The 19,131-nt window shown below is 54.6% G+C and carries 16 protein-coding genes; 5 read left to right on the forward strand and 11 right to left on the reverse strand.

Annotated features, from left to right (window positions below):
* Positions 1-14: 14 nt before the first annotated feature.
* The 3 genes from HMPREF9141_RS11715 to HMPREF9141_RS11725 all read left to right on the forward strand — a co-directional run bounded on the left by HMPREF9141_RS11715 (position 15) and on the right by HMPREF9141_RS11725 (position 1,715).
* Positions 15-317, forward strand: a complete 303-nt coding sequence (locus HMPREF9141_RS11715; RefSeq protein ID WP_007368983.1) for a hypothetical protein — start codon at positions 15-17, stop codon at positions 315-317.
* Between the two features lie 99 nt (positions 318-416).
* Entirely contained in the window at positions 417-1,082 is a 666-nt protein-coding gene (gene ung, locus HMPREF9141_RS11720; protein ID WP_007368984.1) for a uracil-DNA glycosylase, read from the forward strand.
* Between the two features lie 27 nt (positions 1,083-1,109).
* Positions 1,110-1,715, forward strand: coding sequence for a DUF3109 family protein (locus HMPREF9141_RS11725; RefSeq protein WP_007368985.1), 606 nt, complete (start codon positions 1,110-1,112; stop codon positions 1,713-1,715).
* A 213-nt stretch (positions 1,716-1,928) separates the two neighbouring features.
* Here the strand turns inward: HMPREF9141_RS11725 and HMPREF9141_RS11730 are convergent, their stop codons facing one another.
* From HMPREF9141_RS11730 to rpsT, 3 genes are all read right to left on the reverse strand, one after another.
* Positions 1,929-2,813, reverse strand: a complete 885-nt coding sequence (locus tag HMPREF9141_RS11730; protein WP_007368986.1) for a helix-turn-helix domain-containing protein — start codon at positions 2,811-2,813, stop codon at positions 1,929-1,931.
* A 346-nt stretch (positions 2,814-3,159) separates the two neighbouring features.
* Positions 3,160-5,133 (reverse strand): DNA topoisomerase (ATP-hydrolyzing) subunit B, encoded by a 1,974-nt coding sequence (gyrB, locus tag HMPREF9141_RS11735; RefSeq protein ID WP_007368987.1) that lies wholly within the window; start codon positions 5,131-5,133, stop codon positions 3,160-3,162.
* A gap of 372 nt (positions 5,134-5,505) precedes the next feature.
* The gene (gene rpsT, locus HMPREF9141_RS11740; protein ID WP_007368988.1) at positions 5,506-5,760 is read right to left on the reverse strand and encodes a 30S ribosomal protein S20; all 255 of its coding nucleotides are present in this window, start codon (positions 5,758-5,760) and stop codon (positions 5,506-5,508) included.
* A gap of 208 nt (positions 5,761-5,968) precedes the next feature.
* Here rpsT and recO point away from each other — a divergent pair, with 208 nt between their 5' ends.
* Both recO and HMPREF9141_RS11750 read left to right on the forward strand, forming a co-directional pair.
* Complete coding sequence (gene recO, locus HMPREF9141_RS11745; protein ID WP_007368989.1) at positions 5,969-6,697, forward strand: DNA repair protein RecO; 729 nt, start codon at positions 5,969-5,971, stop codon at positions 6,695-6,697.
* 495 nt (positions 6,698-7,192) lie between these two features.
* Entirely contained in the window at positions 7,193-8,227 is a 1,035-nt protein-coding gene (locus tag HMPREF9141_RS11750) for a YeiH family protein (RefSeq protein WP_007368990.1), read from the forward strand.
* 164 nt (positions 8,228-8,391) lie between these two features.
* Here HMPREF9141_RS11750 and ftsZ read toward each other — a convergent pair whose 3' ends face one another.
* From ftsZ to HMPREF9141_RS11790, 8 genes are all read right to left on the reverse strand, one after another.
* Positions 8,392-9,717 carry a cell division protein FtsZ gene (gene ftsZ, locus HMPREF9141_RS11755; protein ID WP_007368991.1) on the reverse strand — a complete coding sequence of 442 codons (1,326 nt, stop codon included), beginning with the start codon at positions 9,715-9,717 and terminating at the stop codon, positions 8,392-8,394.
* Between the two features lie 55 nt (positions 9,718-9,772).
* The gene (gene ftsA, locus HMPREF9141_RS11760) at positions 9,773-11,221 is read right to left on the reverse strand and encodes a cell division protein FtsA (protein WP_007368992.1); all 1,449 of its coding nucleotides are present in this window, start codon (positions 11,219-11,221) and stop codon (positions 9,773-9,775) included.
* Positions 11,222-11,273: 52 nt separating this feature from the next.
* Positions 11,274-12,212, reverse strand: a complete 939-nt coding sequence (locus HMPREF9141_RS11765; RefSeq protein WP_007368993.1) for a cell division protein FtsQ/DivIB — start codon at positions 12,210-12,212, stop codon at positions 11,274-11,276.
* A gap of 66 nt (positions 12,213-12,278) precedes the next feature.
* On the reverse strand, positions 12,279-13,655 hold the full coding sequence (murC, locus tag HMPREF9141_RS11770) for a UDP-N-acetylmuramate--L-alanine ligase (protein WP_007368994.1): 1,377 nt from the start codon (positions 13,653-13,655) through the stop codon (positions 12,279-12,281).
* A gap of 122 nt (positions 13,656-13,777) precedes the next feature.
* Positions 13,778-14,884: an undecaprenyldiphospho-muramoylpentapeptide beta-N-acetylglucosaminyltransferase gene (gene murG / locus HMPREF9141_RS11775; protein ID WP_007368995.1), complete on the reverse strand. Its 1,107-nt coding sequence runs from the start codon at positions 14,882-14,884 to the stop codon at positions 13,778-13,780.
* A gap of 85 nt (positions 14,885-14,969) precedes the next feature.
* The gene (locus HMPREF9141_RS11780; protein WP_007368996.1) at positions 14,970-16,259 is read right to left on the reverse strand and encodes an FtsW/RodA/SpoVE family cell cycle protein; all 1,290 of its coding nucleotides are present in this window, start codon (positions 16,257-16,259) and stop codon (positions 14,970-14,972) included.
* A 57-nt stretch (positions 16,260-16,316) separates the two neighbouring features.
* Positions 16,317-17,648, reverse strand: a complete 1,332-nt coding sequence (murD, locus tag HMPREF9141_RS11785; protein ID WP_040555115.1) for a UDP-N-acetylmuramoyl-L-alanine--D-glutamate ligase — start codon at positions 17,646-17,648, stop codon at positions 16,317-16,319.
* Positions 17,649-17,843: 195 nt separating this feature from the next.
* A complete protein-coding gene (locus HMPREF9141_RS11790; protein WP_007368998.1) occupies positions 17,844-19,115 on the reverse strand; it encodes a phospho-N-acetylmuramoyl-pentapeptide-transferase in 1,272 nt (423 codons plus the stop codon).
* Positions 19,116-19,131: the final 16 nt, after the last annotated feature.

Consider the following 19,131-nt stretch of genomic DNA (forward strand, 5'->3'; position numbering starts at 1 on the left):
AACAGCAAAAGGTTATGGAATTCAAGAAAATAGCATTATCTTTCGCAGTAGCATTCAGTCTTTGTACAGTAACCGCACAGGCACAGGATGCAGTCAAGTGTGACAAAGCCCAGCAGGAGCAGGCATGTCAGCAGACAAAGAAATGTCCGAAGCATGCAAAGGCCTGCTGCGACAAGCAGCCGGCAAAACCCTGCTGCAAGAAGGACGAGAAATGCTGCAGGCAGGACAAGCAGAACTGCAAGAAAGACTGTCGCAACGACAAGTCGAAAAAGGCACAGAAGCCGTGCAGGAAGCAGTGCAAGCCCAGCAAGAAGTAAACAGATAGCGTGAACAGATAAAAGTCGTGCCTTTCGGGCACGACTTTTTTGTTATTGTCGGAACTTTATCGTACTTTTGCAGGAAAAAGAAACGAGGCGATGAATGTAAAGATCGAACCGTCATGGGAACAGCGGCTGGCCGGGGAATTTGAGAAACCTTACTTCCGGCAGTTAACAGAACAGGTGAGACAGGAGTATGCACAATTCCCCTGTTATCCGCCTGGACGACTCATCTTCAACGCTTTCAACCTGTGTCCTTTCGACAAGGTGAAAGTCGTCATCATCGGGCAGGATCCCTATCACGAACCCGGTCAGGCAATGGGACTGAGCTTCTCCGTGCCAGACGGTGTAAGGATTCCTCCCTCGCTGGTGAACATCTACAAGGAGATTGAAGACGACCTCGGCGTACCGGCCAGCCGGTCGGGCGACCTGACACGATGGGCCGAACAGGGTGTGCTGCTGCTCAATGCCACGCTGACTGTCCGTGCCCACGTTGCAAACAGCCACCAGCGGTTAGGGTGGGGCATATTTACCGATGGCACCATCAAGGCGCTCAGTGACGGGCGGGATCATCTTGTATTCATGCTGTGGGGTGGCTTCGCCCGCAGCAAGAAGGCGCTGATCGACCCACAGCGGCATTGTATTCTCGAGAGTGTACACCCTTCACCGCTCTCTGCCAACCGGGGAGGCTGGTTCGGACAGCACCAGTTTTCACGGTGCAACCAGTATTTGGAGGCTCATGGAACAGTTCCCATTGCATGGTGACAATCGTTTCAAGGTAAGGCGAAAAAGATGGGTAACACGTACGATCACATATTCATGGTAGGCAATGTCCTTGTCTCTCCGGACATTCTTACGGTGAAGTTCTGCTGCGACCTCGACAAGTGTCATGGACAGTGCTGCGTCGAAGGAGATGCCGGGGCACCTGTGACATTAGATGAGACGATGGAAATCGAGAACGTCCTGGATGCTGTCTGGGGCGACCTGTCTGCCTCCGGCCAGTCTGTTATCGATCGGCAGGGGGTGGCTTATACCGATGAGGAGGGCGAGTTGGTGACGAGCATCGTCAGTGGTAAGGACTGTGTTTTCACCTGTTATGAGCATGACTGCTGCCTTTGTGCGCTGGAACGTTCCTACCGCAACGGGAAGACCGGCTTCGTAAAGCCCATTTCCTGCTCGTTGTATCCGATCCGTGTGAAGGACTTCGGCAACGGCACCTGTGGAATCAATTACCATCGATGGCGCATCTGTGCTGATGCACGAAAAAAAGGAGAAGAACTGGATCTTCCCCTTTATAAGTTCTTGAAGGAACCGCTCATCCGCAGATTCGGCAGAGAGTGGTATGAAGAACTGTGTGAAGTGGCAGACGAGTTGACGCGTTTACAAATTGACAGGTAAACCAGTTGTCCGTTTAAAAAATCGCATTTGGTCCATTCCGGAAATGGCATGAAGATATCGGCCTGAAGCGTGGGAAACCATCCCTTGCGTGTGCCCTTCATGCTGCCACAAAGCCATTCAGGAGATGCGTTTTTACCGCAATTACCCCTCGAGACCTATGCTTTTCGGTTCTGTTTCAGCCACAACCCGTCCACTTGTCCACCTGCCGGCCTGTCAACTTTTCCTGAACTGCGACGGACTCATCCCTACGTGTTCCTTAAAGTATTTCCCCATGAAACTCTGATTGGCGAAATTCATCTCATCGGCAATCTGCTTGATGCTCATCGTGCTGTTTTTCAGCATGACGCGCAGTTCACGTGTGACGTAAGAGTCAATCCATTCGCTGGGTGTCCGCCTGCTGACGGTACGTACCGTTTCTGAGAGGTATTTCGATGTGATGCACAGGTGCTTGGCATACCAGCTGACACGGCGTTCCGTACGGTAATTCTTCTCAACAGCCTGGATGAAATTGCGGAAGATGACCTCGGAACGCATCTGGCTTTCGTCACCTGTCTGCTGGAAGCGGTAGATGACATTACTCATGTCGATGATCAGAGCCTTGAGCATCGTCATCACCAGTTCGCGGCGGAAGCGGTGTCCCGTGTCTGTGACCTTCTGCCGGATGTGGCGGATGTCGTCTTCCAACGCCTTTGTCTGGTCCGGATTGAGGTGGAAGACGGGATGGGTTCGTGCGAAGAGGAAGAGAGCCGACAGCTCGTGGATGCCGCTGACAATATTCTGGAAGAAGTCATACGACAGGATGAGCGCAATCCCCCTGCAGTCGCATGACAGTCTGTAGTCGCCGACGACCTGTCCCTCACTGATGATGATCACGTCTCCGGCCCCTACCTCATGCGCTTTCGTATCTACGGTGTATTGCGCCTTTCCGCCGGTGCAGAGCGCAAGGAAGAGCGACTTCATCCGGGAGGAATTTTCCGGAAGCGATACCTTCGCGATGTCCTCGAAGAGTATCAGGTCGTTGTCAATGTATTCACCTTCCGGGTAGATACGCTTTGCATGGGCGACATCCACTTCGGTGAGTCTTATGTTTCTGTTCATTTTTCTTTGTTGAAATAGGATGTGATAGGCGGGGATAGGCAATAACAAGCGGGGATAGGCAGTGACAAGCGATGACAAGACAATGGCAGGCAATGAGAAAACACCTCAAACAAAAGCTCTCCTCCCTGTTTCGTGAGGAGGAGAGCCTTTTGTGACAAGTTCTGCTGTCATGCTCCCTTGTCACTCTCCGGTGGATATACCGGTCAGCCTTGTGCCCATCTTCGTCCGTCTCCCGTTATATGCCGGTCGGCTCTGCACCTGTCTTTGTCAGCGGGCCGCCTTACACACCGTCAGGCTACACACATTTACTTGCCAGACCTGCTGCCACATGGGATTCAGCCTTGGTCTATGCGTCGATGTTGGCGTAGGTGGCATTCTTCTCTATGAACTCGCGGCGGGGTTCTACGTCGTCTCCCATCAGCATGGAGAAGATCTCGTCGGCATCAGCGGCATTCTCGATCGTTACCTGTTTCAGCAGACGGGTCTTGGGATCCATGGTCGTCTCCCACAGCTGTTCCGGATTCATCTCACCGAGACCCTTGTAACGCTGGGTGTGGATGGTCTTTCCGTCTTCGACCCCGTTTCCGTACTTGTCGAGGAAAGCCTGTCGCTGCTGGTCTGTGTAGCAGTATTCGCTCACCTTCTTGTAGGTACACTTGTAGAGCGGCGGGGTGGCGATGTACAGATGTCCTTGCTCGATGACCTTCGGCATATAGCGATAGAAGAGGGTCATGATCAGGGTGTCGATGTGCGAGCCATCGACATCGGCATCGGTCATGATGATGATCTTGTCGTAGCGGAGTTTGTCGGTATTCGCCTCGAAGTCGCCTTCATCCTCTACACCGAAACGGACACCGATGGACTGAATGATGTTCATGACGGATTCGGCCTCGAACACACGGTGACGCTGCACCTTCTCCACATTCAGTATCTTACCGCGGAGAGGGAGGATGGCCTGTGTGTAACGGTCGCGCCCCTGCTTGGCAGAACCGCCGGCGGAATCACCCTCGACGAGGAATATCTCACAGTCCTTCGGATCCTTGTTGGAACAGTCGGCCAGCTTGCCGGGCAGACCGCCGCCGCTCATCACGTTCTTGCGCTGGACGCTCTCACGTGCCTTGCGTGCCGCTACACGTGCCGTGGCGGCAAGGATGACCTTGTTGCAGATCAACTTCGCCTCGTTCGGATGCTCCTCCAGATAGTTTGACAGCGCTTCGCCGACCGCCTGCTGTACGGCTCCGGAAACCTCGCTGTTGCCCAGCTTGGTCTTTGTCTGTCCCTCGAACTGTGGTTCTGCCACCTTGATGGAGATAACGGCAGTCAGTCCCTCACGGAAGTCCTCGCCGGCAATCTCGATCTTAGCCTTTTCTATCTGCTTGGAGATCTGCGGGTCGTTGTCGGCGTATGCCTTCAGCGTACGGGTCAGTGCCGTGCGGAATCCCTGCAGGTGCGTACCGCCTTCGATGGTGTTGATATTGTTGACGTAGGAATGAATATTCTCCGTGTAGTCCGTGTTATACATCACAGCCACCTCGATAGGGATGTTCTGCTTCTCGGTCTTGAGGTAGATGACATCGTCGAAGAGATGCTGGCGGTGGCGGTCCACATAGCGTACAAACTCCTTCAGACCGTCCTTGGCATGGAATACCTCGGTACGGGTCTTGCCGGTCTCGGGGTCAGGGCGCAGGTCGGAAAGCGTGATCTTGATGCCGGCATTCAGATATGCCAGCTCCCGCATACGGCGCGCCACAATGTCCCACTGGAAAACGGTCGTCGTGAAGATGCCGGCATCCGGCCAGAACTGCTGGCGTGTACCGGTCTTGTCGGTCTCGCCCACGACCTTTACCGGATAGAGCGGCTTCCCCTTCTCATACTCCTGCTGGTAGATCTTTCCGTCGCGGAACACCTGCGACTTCATATGAGACGAGAGGGCATTCACACAGCTGACACCCACACCGTGCAGACCGCCGCTGACCTTGTACGAGCCCTTGTCGAACTTGCCGCCGGCATGCAGGACGGTCATCACGACCTCAAGGGCACTCTTGTGGAGCTTCTTGTGCTCGTCTACAGGGATGCCTCGGCCGTCATCCTCGACCGTGACGGAGTTGTCCTCGTTGATGCTTACCTCAATGTTCTTGCAGTAGCCGGCCATCGCCTCGTCGATGGAGTTGTCGACGGTCTCGTTGATCAAGTGGTGGAGTCCCTTTTCACTGATGTCGCCAATATACATGGCAGGACGCTTGCGTACGGCCTCCAGCCCCTCGAGGACCTGGATGTTACTGGCGGAGTAATTATTCTCGTTTTCTTGATTTTCTGCCATTTTTCGTTAGATTGTCTTATGGTATGCAAAGATACACTTTTTCCTTCAGATAAGGAAATAAAAACTTGCAAAAAACGCTTAAGGTTTGTTCTGTAAAGTCCGTGCGGAGGGGACTTCCGGAGGATGCCGGGAGCCTCCCGAAGCGGCTGCTGCAGGAACCTGACGGAGGGTGTACGACCAGAGGCTTACAGCCTGTACCTCAGGGGAATGAACGTCGGTCCGGACGGGGGCGATTCTCCCGAGCCGCCCCGACCGCATCCGGCAGACCGCCTGACAGAGAGGCCGGCAGCGACGGGCGCCGATACGAGAAGAGCCGCAATCCTTTCCCGGATTGCGGCTCTGTTATTCTTTTTCAGCTATGACTTGAAGGCATTATCCCAATGCTGCAACGTGCCTGCAGAGAGAAGCTTTCAGGTTGGCTGCCTTGTTCTTGTGGATGATATTGGTCTTAGCCAATTTGTCCAGCATCTTCTGTACGGTAGGATAGAGCTTTACAGCCTCTTCCTTGTCCGTCAGATTGCGCAGCTTGCGAACAGCATTACGCATGGTCTTAGCATAGTATCTGTTGTGCAGCGTCTTGACTTTGTCCTGACGGATTCTCTTCAATGATGATTTGTGATTTGCCATCTTTGTTTCCTTCTTTTATTTTACTTGTAGTCCCTAGCAGAGTCGAACTGCTCTTTAGAGAATGAAAATCTCTCGTCCTAACCGATAGACGAAGGGACCGTGGTCAAATTGCGGGTGCAAAGGTACTCCTTTTATTTCAATCAGCCAAACTTTTGCCGAAATAATTTCTGTAAGATACTGTATTTTTGTACTTTTGCAGGGTCTTGATATGATACAGAAGTCAAAAGCCATTGTTCTGCGGTCTCTGAAGTTCGGCGACACATCGCTGATCGTCGATATGTTTACCGAGCAGGAAGGCCGCATCTCTTTCATCACCCATGTCGCAAAATCGGCCAAGGGAAAGGTCAAGAAGCAGTTCTTCCAGCCGCTGACCCTCCTCGAGCTGTCATTCGACTACCGCCAGCGTGTGACCCTGCAGCGGATAAGAGATGTGCGGATTCTGCGCCCTTACGGTTCGATCCCCTTTGATCCGGCAAAGTCGGCGGTCCTTCTTTTCCTTTCAGAGTTCCTGTCGTATGTCACGCGGGGGGAGCAGCAGAATGTCCATCTGTATCACTATGTGCAGACCAGCATGGAATGGCTGGACGAGGCCGTACAGGGTTATGCCAATTTCCATCTTGTCTTCATGATGCGCCTGAGCCGCTTCATCGGGTTCTTCCCCAATCTTGAGGACTACCGGAAGGGAGCCTGCTTCGACCTGCGCAATGCGACCTTTACCGACTGCGTCCCCTCCCACCCCGACTATCTTCTGCCTGCCGAGGCGGCGAACATCGGCCTGCTTATGCGCATGGACTATGAGAACATGCACCTCTTCCGGCTTTCACATACCGACCGCAACCACATCTCGGACATTATCCTCCGGTATTACCGGATCCATGTCCCCGACATGCCGGAACTGAAGAGCTTTCTGGTGCTGCAGGAACTGTTCGGGCAGTAGCCGGCATCCGGCCTGTGGAGAGAAACAGACGATACGGAAGGCATCACCGCCCGGCAGACATTTCCCGCATAAGCCTGCCATTTCCTCTTGCCCTATACATCATCGACAGAAACCGACCCGGCCTCCTGCCGGCGTACGGATGTCCGACACCACCCGTGCTGACGGCAGACACCACCCGTGACGGGGGCATGCACGCAGACATTCTGCTTGTCCGTATGGAGACGACTTGCAGTAGAAGCCAAGGGGGGGGACGTGCCGGGTCTGACGAGGGAAAGCCTGCTTTTCCAAAGACGATGAGGGATTGTCCGGCAAAAGGATATCACACAAAGAGAAACATGACTTTATATGTTTCGCAGGACGACAACAGAACAAAAGCGAGAAGAATCCTTGTGGAGGAAGCCGGTGGAGTCGGTTTATTTTTGTATTTTTGCAGTTCTGTAACATCATTCCGTTTCATCAATCGTACATTTCTAATCTTTCATACAATAAGAAAACATGAAACTAACAGAACAGCGAAGCAGTATGCTTCACGGGGTACTGCTGATTACTTTGTTTGCCTGTGCGGCTTTCTACATCGGCGACATGAACTGGGTGAAGGCCCTGTCCCTGAGCCCGATGGTGGTGGGAATCGTGCTGGGCATGCTGTATGCGAACAGCCTCCGCAACAATCTTCCTGACACGTGGGTGCCCGGCATTGCCTTTTGCGGGAAACGGGTGCTGCGCTTCGGCATTATCCTTTATGGTTTCCGGCTGACATTCCAGGATGTCGCAGCGGTGGGTTTGCCGGCCATCCTCATTGATGCAGTGATTGTGGCAGGAACCATCCTGCTGGGGGTTGCGGCAGGAAAGCTGCTGAAGATGGACAGAAGCATCGCACTGCTGACCGCCTGCGGAAGCGCCATCTGCGGAGCGGCGGCCGTATTGGGCGTGGACGGCGCAATCCGTCCGAAGCCTTACAAGACGGCTGTGGCCGTGGCGACAGTGGTCATTTTCGGAACGCTATCGATGTTCCTCTATCCCGTCCTTTACCGGACGGGAGCCTTGGGGCTGTCTCCGGATGAGATGGGCATCTTTGCAGGCTCTACGATTCATGAGGTGGCCCACGTGGTCGGCGCCGGCAATGCCATGGGGGCAGCCGTCAGCAATTCGGCGATTATCGTGAAGATGATCCGGGTGATGATGCTGGTACCTGTTTTGCTGGTCATTGCGTTTTTCGTGGCAAAGGACGTGGCGGAGCGTGAGAACGCCGGAAACGGGCACAGCAAGGTCACAATCCCCTGGTTTGCCGTACTGTTCCTTGTCGTGATCGGGTTCAACTCCCTGTCCCTGCTTCCCGACAGTGTCGTGTCTTTCATCAATACGCTTGATACGTTCCTGCTTACAATGGCCATGTCGGCACTGGGTGCCGAGACGAGCATCGAGAAATTCAAGAAGGCCGGCCTCAAGCCTTTCCTCTTGGCTGCGATTCTGTGGTGCTGGCTGATAGGAGGCGGCTATTGCCTTGCCAGGTTCCTGGCTCCGGTGCTGTAACTTGCGGATGTAAGTGGGGACAGGCGAGGATGACAAGACAGACCATGATGGCAAGACAGGCTATGATGGCATGGCTGGCTGGATAAACGATGATAGGCGGTGAACGATAATGAAGTCCATTTCCGTTCACCGCCTATCATCCATTCCTGGAGCACCGGGCTTCATCAGACAAAGCTGATGACTCCCTTGACCGTATCCCTGTTTTCGTTCTCCTGCACATTCTGTTCGGGAGCGCCGATGCGCTTGATGTCCTTGACCATCTGCTTGGTACGCTTGTAGGTAGGCGTATTCTCAACGGCAAGGATCACATCCTCATTGTCGAGCTCGTCGGCTGTGAAGCGATAGATATGAGGACGGTGCTTGTACTGAGAGCTGCTGTTGTCTGTGTAGAAACGGTCACGACGGTCACGACGCTCGGCAGCCTTCTCCTCTTCTTCCGCAAGGCGTGCGGCATCCTCCTGTGTCTGCTTCTTGATATGACCGCCCATACCGTCAACATTCTCGATGCCGAAGCCTGTCGCAAGGATCGTAACCTTGACCTTCTTGTCAAGCTCAGGATCGATGGCAAGTCCCCATTTCAGTTCGAAGTCAGCGCTGAAATGGTTCATGAACTCGGTGACATCGCCCATCTCTTCCATGGTAAGCCCCGGGTTGTCCTTGTCGTCGCTGTTGAAGTTGATGGAAAGCAGAATCTTCTTCGACTTGTAGACATCGTTGTCGTTGAGCAACGGTGAGTTGAGGGCATCCTCTATCGCCTGCTTCACACGTCCCTCGCCTTCACCGTAACCGGTCGACATGATGGCAACGCCGCCATCCTTGAGGACTGTCTTGACATCGTTGAAGTCGAGGTTCATAATACCGTGAACCGTGATGATTTCGGCAATGCTCTTGGCCGCCACACTCAATGTGTCGTCAGCCTTACGGAAACCATTGAGCAGGCTCAGTTCCGGGTAAATCTCACGCAGCCGTTCGTTGTTGATGACGAGCAGGGCATCAACGTGCCGGGCCATCTCTTCCACACCGTCCAGCGCCTGGTCAATCTTCTTGGCTCCCTCGAAACGGAAGGGGATGGTGACGATGCCCACGGTAAGAATCCCCAGTTCCTTGCTCACACGTGCAATGACCGGTGCAGCACCCGTACCGGTTCCACCGCCCATCCCAGCGGTAATAAACGCCATCTTCGTCCCGTCGTCCAGCATGTGCTTGATGTCTTCAATGGTGTCTTCAGCAGCCTGGCGCGCACGTTCCGGCCGGTTTCCTGCACCAAGTCCTTCCTTGCCCAACTGGAGATGAACCGGCACGGGAGAGTCGTTGAGTGCCTGTGCATCCGTATTGCATAGGACGAAGGTCACATCGTGGATTCCCTCGCGGTACATGTGATTGACGGCATTCCCGCCGCCTCCGCCGACACCAATGACCTTTATGATGCTGTCGGCAACATCGTTGTCATCGAAGTCTAATATATCTAATCTGTTATTGTTGTCTGCCATAACGGTATCTGTATATTATTTTAACAATGTTCTTTCTTGTACGTATAGGAAACGGCTATTCCTCTTCTTCGTCGATGATCTTCTTGCCGAACTCCTTCGCCTTGCGCGTAAACTTGTGCCAGAAGCTGTTGCGGCGTTTCTCTTCTTCTATCTCTCTCGCCCTTGCTTCTTCTTCCTCCCGCAGCTTCCGTTCTTCCTCCTCCCGCCTGCGCCGTTCCGCTTCGGCTTTCTTCTTCTCCTCTGGTGTAGGGACGATGCCCTGTCCCTGCCGGCTGGCAGCCGACGGGGCATAGCTGTCTGCCGGAGTCCCGACCGCCACGTCGTCGTTGTTGAAAAGAGTGTTCTGTGACGGGTTGTAAGCAGGACCGGCACAGTTCATGTCGCCCTTGGCAAGCAGTCCGAGAACCGTGTTCATGTCGCCATGCTTGGCGGTGATGTCGGCATTGCCGGAGGTGATGGTCTGTGTGACGAAGTTCGCCTTGCGGATCTTGTCGATGTGGGTGCAGTTGCGGATGCTGCGTTCGATGTTCTTCAGGTTCATGCCGCCACCTGTAAGGATGAATCCGCCAAGGAGCTTGTCGGTATAGTCCGGCGGAACCTGACACCACACATTCTCGACGATTTCCTCCACACGGGCTTCCACAATCTCGATGAACTTGCGGCTGTCCACGGTACGTTCCGCATCGATGGAGTATTTCAGACTGTTGTCTATGTCGTTGTTTTCCGTGTAGGCGGAAGCATACTTGAGTTTCATCGCCTCCGCATCCTTCTCTTCCATCTGCAGGCTGGCAATGTCCTTTGTGATGTTGTTGCCGCCCAGCGGGATGACTGCCAGATGGCGGAGGATGTTCTTGTGGTAGACGGAGACCGTCGTCGTGTCGGCCCCGAAGTCTACCAGCACACAGCCTCCTCTCTTCTCGGCTTCGCTCAGCACGGAATCCGCCAGTGCCAACGGGGCAAGATACATCTCGGCAATGGAGATGCCGGCCTTCTCAAAGCAGTTGTTCAGGTTGTCATAGAAAGCCTTGCGCCAGAGGATGTTGAGGAAGTTTCCTTCCAGCCGGGTCGCCTTGATACCCACCGGGTCGAGAGAGTACTGGTTGTCGACCTTGTATTCCTGTGTGGCGGCATCGAGGATTTCCTGGTCCGGATACGTCATATTGCGGTTGGCATCCATCAGTTCGTTGATCATGTCCGACGTGATGATGGTATCCGCAGGCAGATCCTTTACGATGACGTTGCGTACACTCCGTATGGACTGTCCGCCTACGCCCACGTAGACCTGAGAGATCTCGTACTTCAGCTGTTTCCTCAGTTTGTTGATGATGCCGGTAAGGCACTGCCCCGTCTTGTCGATGTTGTAGACGACTCCTTTCCGGATACACTGCGAAGCGTCTTCCTTTACCACGGCAAGCACGGAGATGCTGCCGTCAAGATTCTTTTTGCCAGCGATTCCCGTAATCTTTGATGAGCCTAATTCAATGGCTACTATGAACTCTGCCATATTCGTTAAGTATTATGTATTCCTTGTTTTGATTTTCCTTTTGATTGCCGCCCTACTCTGTCGGTCCGTCCGCGGCGGTCTCCTGCCGTTCCACTTCTTTCCGGGCCTTCTCCCTCTCTTCTTCTTCCGTCCGCTTCCGGTCTGCAGTGCGGCCGGCCTTTTCTTCCTTCTCCAGCGCCTGCTCTTCGGCCCTTTCAGCATTCGCATCCCGCCGTCTGCAGATAATCTGGTTGTCGAACTCGATGTCGATGTAGGCGTATTTGTTCCACCCGGCCTGTGAAAGGCCATACCGGTAGAACTTCTCCAGCCGTGACAGCTTCTTCGTCACGAAGAGGTTGATTTCGTGCTTCCGTGTCCACGACCCCTTGTTCTGCGGCAGATAGCCGATGAAGATGATATGGTCGCCGACCCGCGGGACCAATTCTATCCCTTTGTCGGGCAGGACATTGATCTGCTCGATCTGGTTCAGCCATAGCGGCGAGGCGCTGATCGCCTTGGCGAGAGGTGCAATGTAGAAGCGCGCGAAGTTATTGTCGATGTTGCCTGTCGCAATGATCAGGTCACTGGTGTACTTGGAATTGGGAAGTATCCCGCCATTGTCGTCAAGGTAGAAGTCGGCCCCGCTGTTGCTTTTGATACGGATGATCGGCATCCGCTGTGTGATGCTGATGTTGACATGGCCGTCCTTGGTCTTATAGCATTCAGCCGTCTTGACGAACGGTCCTACCTTCAGCGCCTCCTCGATGGCACGCGGATTGACCCCGTCCATCTTCCTGTCGAGGGGATAAAGGCGGGCTTTCTCCAGAATCCGTTTTATCTCCCCGGCGGTCAGGAAGCCTGCATTGTTGGAATCGGATATGCTGATATTCACCTTAGAGCACACCATCCCGCTCTCATCCGGACTGTTCCATGAGGTGACAGCCATGAAAAGATACACGGCCAGCACGATGTCCAGCACGGTAATGATGATCTTTTTCCACTGAATATACATACTTTCTTCTTTGTTCTGAAGAGCCGTTCCCCGTTCCGGGACAGGTGTCTCTTTCCCTTCCCTCTCCTACTTCCCGTTGAGTATTTCCGTAATCCGGGGCACATAGTTGTCAAGGTTGCCTGCCCCCAGGACGACCAGCACGTCAAAGTCGCGTGACCTGACGAAGTCGAGCACATCCTCTTTCCTGATCATCTGCTTCTCGATGTCCGGGCGGAGGTTGTCGTAGATGAGTCTGCTCGTCACGCCGGGAATCGGCTGCTCACGTGCCGGATAGATCTCCGTAAGGATCACCTCGTCGAAATGGCTGAGCGCCTCGGCAAAGTCCTTGTAGAAGTCGCGTGTACGGGAGTAAAGGTGCGGCTGGAAAATCACGGTGACCTTCCGGTCCGCATAGAGTTCCTTGAGGCTCTTCGCACTCTGGAGGATTTCCTTCGGGTGATGTGCGTAGTCAGACAGGAACACGTGCCGGCTGTCCTTGATCTTGAAGTCGAAACGGCGGTCGACACCCCCGTAGGTCTTCATGCCGTTGCGCAGTTCTTCTGCCGTACAGCCGTTGAGCTGTGCCATGGCCATGGCGGCAATGCCGTTCTCGATGTTGATGGGTATGGGCTGCCCCAGCTCTACATCCCTGACATTCTCTATAGGAGAGAGGAAGTCGAAGGTGATGGTGCCGTCCGCTATACGGACGTTCCCGGCATGGAAGTCACCTCCGTCCCGGCTGTACTCGTACACTTTCACACCTTCCTGCACATGCTGTTTCATTTCCAGCCCCTTGTGGATGATCAGCGCGCCGCCTTTCTGGATGAGTTCCGTATAGTGGCGGAAGCTCTCGAGGTAAGCCTCTTTGGTTCCGTAAATATCCAGATGATCCGGGTCAGTAGAGGTGATGACGCTCATCCAGGGACGCAGCCAGTGGAAGGAACGGTCGAACTCATCGGCCTCGATGACGACGAAGTCGCTGTGTGCGGAGAGGATGTAATTGGTGCCGTAGTTCTTGGAGATGCCGCCCAGAAAGGCGTTGCAGTCCAGATGGCTCTGGTGCATGATGTGCGCGCACATCGTCGAGGTGGTCGTCTTTCCGTGCGTGCCGGCGAAGCACAGCCCCTTGTGTGTACGGGTGAGCGTGCCGAGCACCTGTGCGCGTTTCTGGATGTCAAAGCCGTTCTCCCGGAAGTAAACCAGTTCCGCATGGCTTGCAGGGATGGCCGGCGTGAAGACCACCAGCGTAGATGCCGGCTTTCTGCATTCCTCGGGGATGAGCCGGACATTCTCCTCGTAGTGGATGTCCATGCCCTCTTTCTCCAGGTTACGGGTCAGTTCGGATGGTGTCTTGTCGTACCCGGCCACCGGCATTCCCTTATGAAGGAAATAGCGGGCAAGCGCACTCATGCCGATGCCGCCTGCACCGACGAAATAAACCGATTTGATATCTTTGAGTTCCATGTGTTATCTGTTTCTTTTTCTTTTGTTTGTGTGTTGTCGGGGAGATGTTTACCCGAAGAGGGCATCCTGATTGCAGAATACGACCGTGTCCCGGACGGAACAGGGAGAAGCGTGGGGACCGGTCAGTCCTTGATGAGACCGAGGACTTCGTCTGCAATCACATCGGCAGCATTGCGGAGTGCCATCTTCTTTACATTCTCGCTGAGGTGCGCCAGCTTCCTGTCGTCGGCGACGGTGCCGAGGGCGAGTCTCAGCAGTGTGCCAGGAGCTTCACTGTCTTTTACGCAGAGAGCCGCCTCCCTGTCGACAAGCGCCATGGCGTTCTTCGTCTGATGGTCTTCCGCCACATTCGGACTGGGGACGAGAATGACCGGCTTTCCGATAAGCTGGAACTCGCTGATGGAGCTTGCCCCGGCACGGCTGATCACCAGATCGGCGGCTTTGTAGGCGGCTCCCATGTCACTGATGAAATCCATGATTTTCAGGTTCGGCAGTTCCTTGCCTTTCATGAAGTCCATGATCTGCCGGTTGTAGAACTTTCCGGTCTGCCAGATGAACTGCACGTCCGTACCGGCGACAAGATCCAGATGCTCCATGACGGACCGGTTGACGGTACGCGCACCGAGGCTGCCGCCGACAAGGAGGATGGTCTTCCGGTCCGGTGCCAGCCCGAAGCTCTTGCGGGCTTCTCCGACGGAGAGGGGTGTAGAGAGGACATTCTGACGGACGGGGTTCCCCGTCATGATGATTTTCCCGGCGGGGAAGAAACGTTCCATCCCCTCGTATGCCACACAGATCTTCTTCACCCGTTTCGCCAGCAGTTTGTTGGTGACACCGGCATAGGAGTTCTGCTCCTGGATAAGACAGGGAATCCCCATCCTGGCACACTCGTAGAGGGTCGCACCGCTGGCATAGCCCCCTACTCCTACGGCCGCCTGCGGCCGGAAGTCTTTGACGATCTGCCGCGCCATGCGCAGGCTCTTCCAGAGCTTGCACAGCACTTCAATGTTCTTCAGCTTGTGTGCACGGTCGAATCCCTTGATGGGCAGCCCCTTTATCTCGTAGCCGGCGGCCGGCACGCGTTGCATCTCCATGCGTCCCTCCGCACCGACAAAGAGTATCTTCGCCTCCGGGTGTTTCGCCTTGATGGCATTGGCAATCGACACGGCCGGGAAGATATGTCCTCCCGTCCCGCCGCCGCTGATGATAATTCTCAAGTCCTTGTCCATTTGCTTCTTCTTTATAACCTACAAAGGTAATCAATTTTTTCGTCTTCCTCCAACTTTCAGTTTTCTTTTTAGACTTCTCAACACTTCAGGCGGCCGTCTTGGAAAGTTCTCCCGGCATCGTCCTTCCCTCTTTCTTCTTCCTTGCCGAACGGCTGACACTCAGTATCACGCCAATGTAAACGCAGTTGATGATGGTGGAGGTACCGCCCTTGCTGATGAGAGGCAGCGGCTGGCCTGTCACGGGGGCGAGGCCGACGGCTACCAGCATATTGAACAGCGCCTGCGTGACCAGCAGGAAAGCGATGCCCATGGCGAGGAATGCCGGGAAAGAGTTTTCGCACCGGTTGGCAATGATTCCCGTCCGGAAAAGAAGGATGATGTAGAGAAATGCCACGCCGACAGCACCGAGAATCCCCATCTCCTCGATGATGATGGCATAGATGAAATCGGAGAACGCCTGCGACAGGAAGTCGCGCTCGTTGGAGTTGCCCGGCCCTCTGCCCACGAAATCGGACGAGGCGATGGCGATATTGGCGTGTGCCACCTGTGCATCCTTGTCGAGGTCGTAATCTTTCGGCGCTACGTACTCATTGTCAAAGAATTTCTTGATACGGGCCTTCCACGTATCGGCGCGGTGCAGCGTCTTGCCGAAGAAGCCCGGCGACCGTTCCTCCTGCCGGGCGGCAGCAGACTGCTCGGTGAGGTTCTGTTTTGCGGGCAGCTCATCGTCGGCCTTCTTGTCGTCGCCGACCAGCATCACCATGGACAGGAGAAAGACTCCTGACAGGACGATGACCCCGAGCAGCCTTCCCAACTGGTTGAAAGGCACTCCGCCCACGAACATCATGAGAATCACGGTCAGTCCGATGAGCATGGCAGTAGACAGGTTCTCAAAGAGAATCAGTCCGATGATGACGCCGGAGAGCCCCAGAATGTATTTGAAAGCCTTGCGGTCTGCGCCCTTGTCGGTCTGCATGGCGCTGAGCACCTGCGCCACGGCCAGTACAAGTGCTCCCTTCGCCAGCTCGGAAGGCTGGAACTGGATGCCGAGAAGGTTGATCCAGCGGCTGGCACCGTTGGTGCTCTGCCCGGCGACGAGTACCCATACGAGCATCAGGACGGAGATGGCGAGGGCAAAAGGCGTGAACAGCTTGAAATAACGGCATTTGATATTCAGCACTACCACCATCAGCACCACGCCGGCCAGGAGGATGCCGCAGTGGTAGATGATGGGATCCCAGTACTTTCCTCCTGTATAGGACAGCGAGCTTGAAGCCGAGTATACCTCGATGATGCTGATGATACACAGGAAGAAAAAGACCATCCAGATGACCTTGTCGCCTTTGAAAAGATTGCCGAGAGATTTATTCTTCATTTCTTCTTTGTCACTTTGAAATGCTTTGAAAGCCTGCCAGATCTTGTTTCCCCTGTCTTATAAAGCCCTTACGAGGCTCTTGAACTGGTCGCCGCGGTCCTCCATGTTCTTGAAGAGGTCGAAGCTGGCGCAGCAGGGGCTCAGCAGTACCGTGTCGCCCGGCTTCGCCATTGAGGCACAGGCCGCCACGCAGTCCTTCATGGAGTGGGTGTCGCATACGGGAATGCCGAGGCTGTCGAAATTGTCGTGCAGCTTCTTGTTGTCGGCACCCAGATAGACGAGACCGGCACACTTCTCCCTTACCAGTTCCTTGATGGGATCGTAGTCATTCCCCTTGTCCTTGCCGCCGAGAATGAGGATGGTCGGTGTGCGCATGCTCTCCAGCGCATACCAGCAGGCATCGACATTGGTCGCCTTGGAGTCGTTGATATACTGCACGCCGGCCACCTTGCACACCTTCTCCAACCGGTGCTCTACGCCGGGGAAGTCGCTCAGGCTCTTGCGGATATTCTCTTTCCTGATGCCGCTGATACCGGAGGCGATGCCGGCTGCCAGCGAGTTGTAGATATTGTGCCGGCCTGTCAGCGAGAGGTCTTCCTGTTCCATGTTGAACGGTTCGGGCTTCTCTATCTTGTACTGTCCTTCTTCGATGTAACCGATGCTGCCGTTCTCCTTCAGTTCGGAGAAGGGATAGCACACGGCATGCACGTCGAATTTCTCCAGTTCCTTCTTGATGACCGGGTCGTCGTTCCAGTAAATGAAGCTGTCGTCCTTGGTCTGGTTCTGGATGATGCGCATCTTGGCATCGGCATAGTTCTCGAACTTGAAGTCGTAGCGGTCCAGATGGTCCGGCGTGATGTTGAGCAGAATGGCGATGTTGGCGCGGAAGTCGTACATGTTGTCCAGCTGGAAACTGCTCAGCTCGATGATGTAGTATGCGTGCGGATCTTCGGCGACCTGCAGGGCGAGGCTGTTGCCGATGTTGCCTGCCAGCCCGGCATCGTATCCGGCATCCTTGAAGATGTGATAGATGAGGCTCGTCGTCGTCGTCTTTCCGTTACTTCCCGTGATACAGATCATCTTCGAGTCCGTGTAACGGCCGGCAAACTCTATCTCGCTGATGATGTGCGTGCCCTTTGCCATGAGCTTCTGGATCATCGGAGCTTCCTTGGGGATGCCCGGACTCTTGATGATCTCGTCGGCATTGAGGATTTTCTCTTCCGTGTGATGCTTCTCTTCCCATTCGATGCCGTGGTCGTCGAGCAGTTTCTTGTACTTGTCCTTGATGGCCGACATATCCGACACGAAGACGTCGAAGCCCTCTTTTTTAGCCAGTACGGCGGCACCGGCTCCGCTCTCTCCGGCACCCAGTATTACGATTCTTTTCATATCTCTTTTCCTTTCCTTACACTTGTTTTGCCTGCCTTCCGTTCTCCCGGAGAATGTCCCCCGTCGTCGGTACTCCTGTTCCCGGCCGTCGGGAATCACATTCCCAGCCGTCGGGAATCCTGTTCCCAACCGATCGGGAATCCCATTCCCAGTGTACGCCGACAATCTTCCACCGGAGCTGTCCGAACGGAAGGTTTATCTTATCTTCAATGTGATGATGGTCAATGCGGCGAGGAGGATGGTCACGATGATGAAACGCAGGGTGATCTTGCTCTCGTGTACAGCACCGTGCGGCACCTTCACCAGGTACTTGCACTCAGGGTCGAGCTGGCTGTCCTGCGTGCGGAAGTTGTCGTGGATCGGCGTGCGCTTGAAGATGCGCTGTTTTACCCCCTTCCGCTTTCCCAGCTTGTAATACCATACCTGGACGATGACGCTCAGGCTCTCGACGAAGAAGATTCCGCAGAGAATCGGGAGCAGCAGTTCCTTGTGGATGATGATGGCGCCGACGGCGATGATGCCGCCGATGGTCAGGCTGCCCGTATCGCCCATGAACACCTGTGCCGGATAGGCATTGTACCAGAGGAATCCGATCAGCGCACCGATGAATGCCATGAAGAAGACCACCAGCTCCTCTGAACCGGGAATGTACATGATGTTCAGGTAGGCGGCGAACTGTATGTGACTGCTGACATACGCCAGAATGCCCAGCACGACACCGATCACCGCCGAGTTGCCGGCGCACATACCGTCCATGCCGTCGTTGAGGTTGGCGCCGTTGGAAACAGCCGTGACGACGAAGATGGTCATGATGACGAAGAGGATCCATCCGCCCGCCGTCTTGTACTTCCCTAAGAACCCTACGATCTCAGAATAATCGAGATTGTGGGATTTGACGAAGGGAATGGTCGTCTTCAAGGTCTTCTCTGCCTTTGTCTCGTGCTTGACGACGACCTCCTGCCCGTTCTGGTTGGCGACTTCCAGGTTGAGGTTGGCTTTCACGTCAGGCGATGCCCAGAGGACAAGCCCCACGATAAGACCGATGGTCACCTGTCCTACGATCTTGTATTTCCCTTTCAGCCCTTCCTTGTCGTGTCTGAAAATCTTGATGAAGTCGTCCATCCCGCCGAGGAAGCCCAGCCAGAGGGTCGTGCCTACCATCAGCAGGAGATAGGTGTTGCGCAGTCTGCCCAACAGGAGGACAGGAATCAGCAGCGCTACGATGATGATGATGCCGCCCATGGACGGCACGCCGATTTTCTTGACACCGAACGGGTCGATGGCGGCATCGCGCTGCGTCTCGGTGATCTGCTTGCTCTTGAGGTACTTGATGAAGCGTTCTCCGAACCATGCGGAGACAACCAGTGCCAGAATCATCGCCAGAATGGCACGGAAACTGATGTAACCCCAAAGATGGGAGCCGCTGATGCCGAACTGGTCTAACCAGCGAAAGATGTAGTATAGCATTTTGCTTCTGTTTTTT

Origin of the sequence: Prevotella multiformis DSM 16608, assembly GCF_000191065.1 — a bacterium.
GTDB classification, from domain to species: domain Bacteria; phylum Bacteroidota; class Bacteroidia; order Bacteroidales; family Bacteroidaceae; genus Prevotella; species Prevotella multiformis.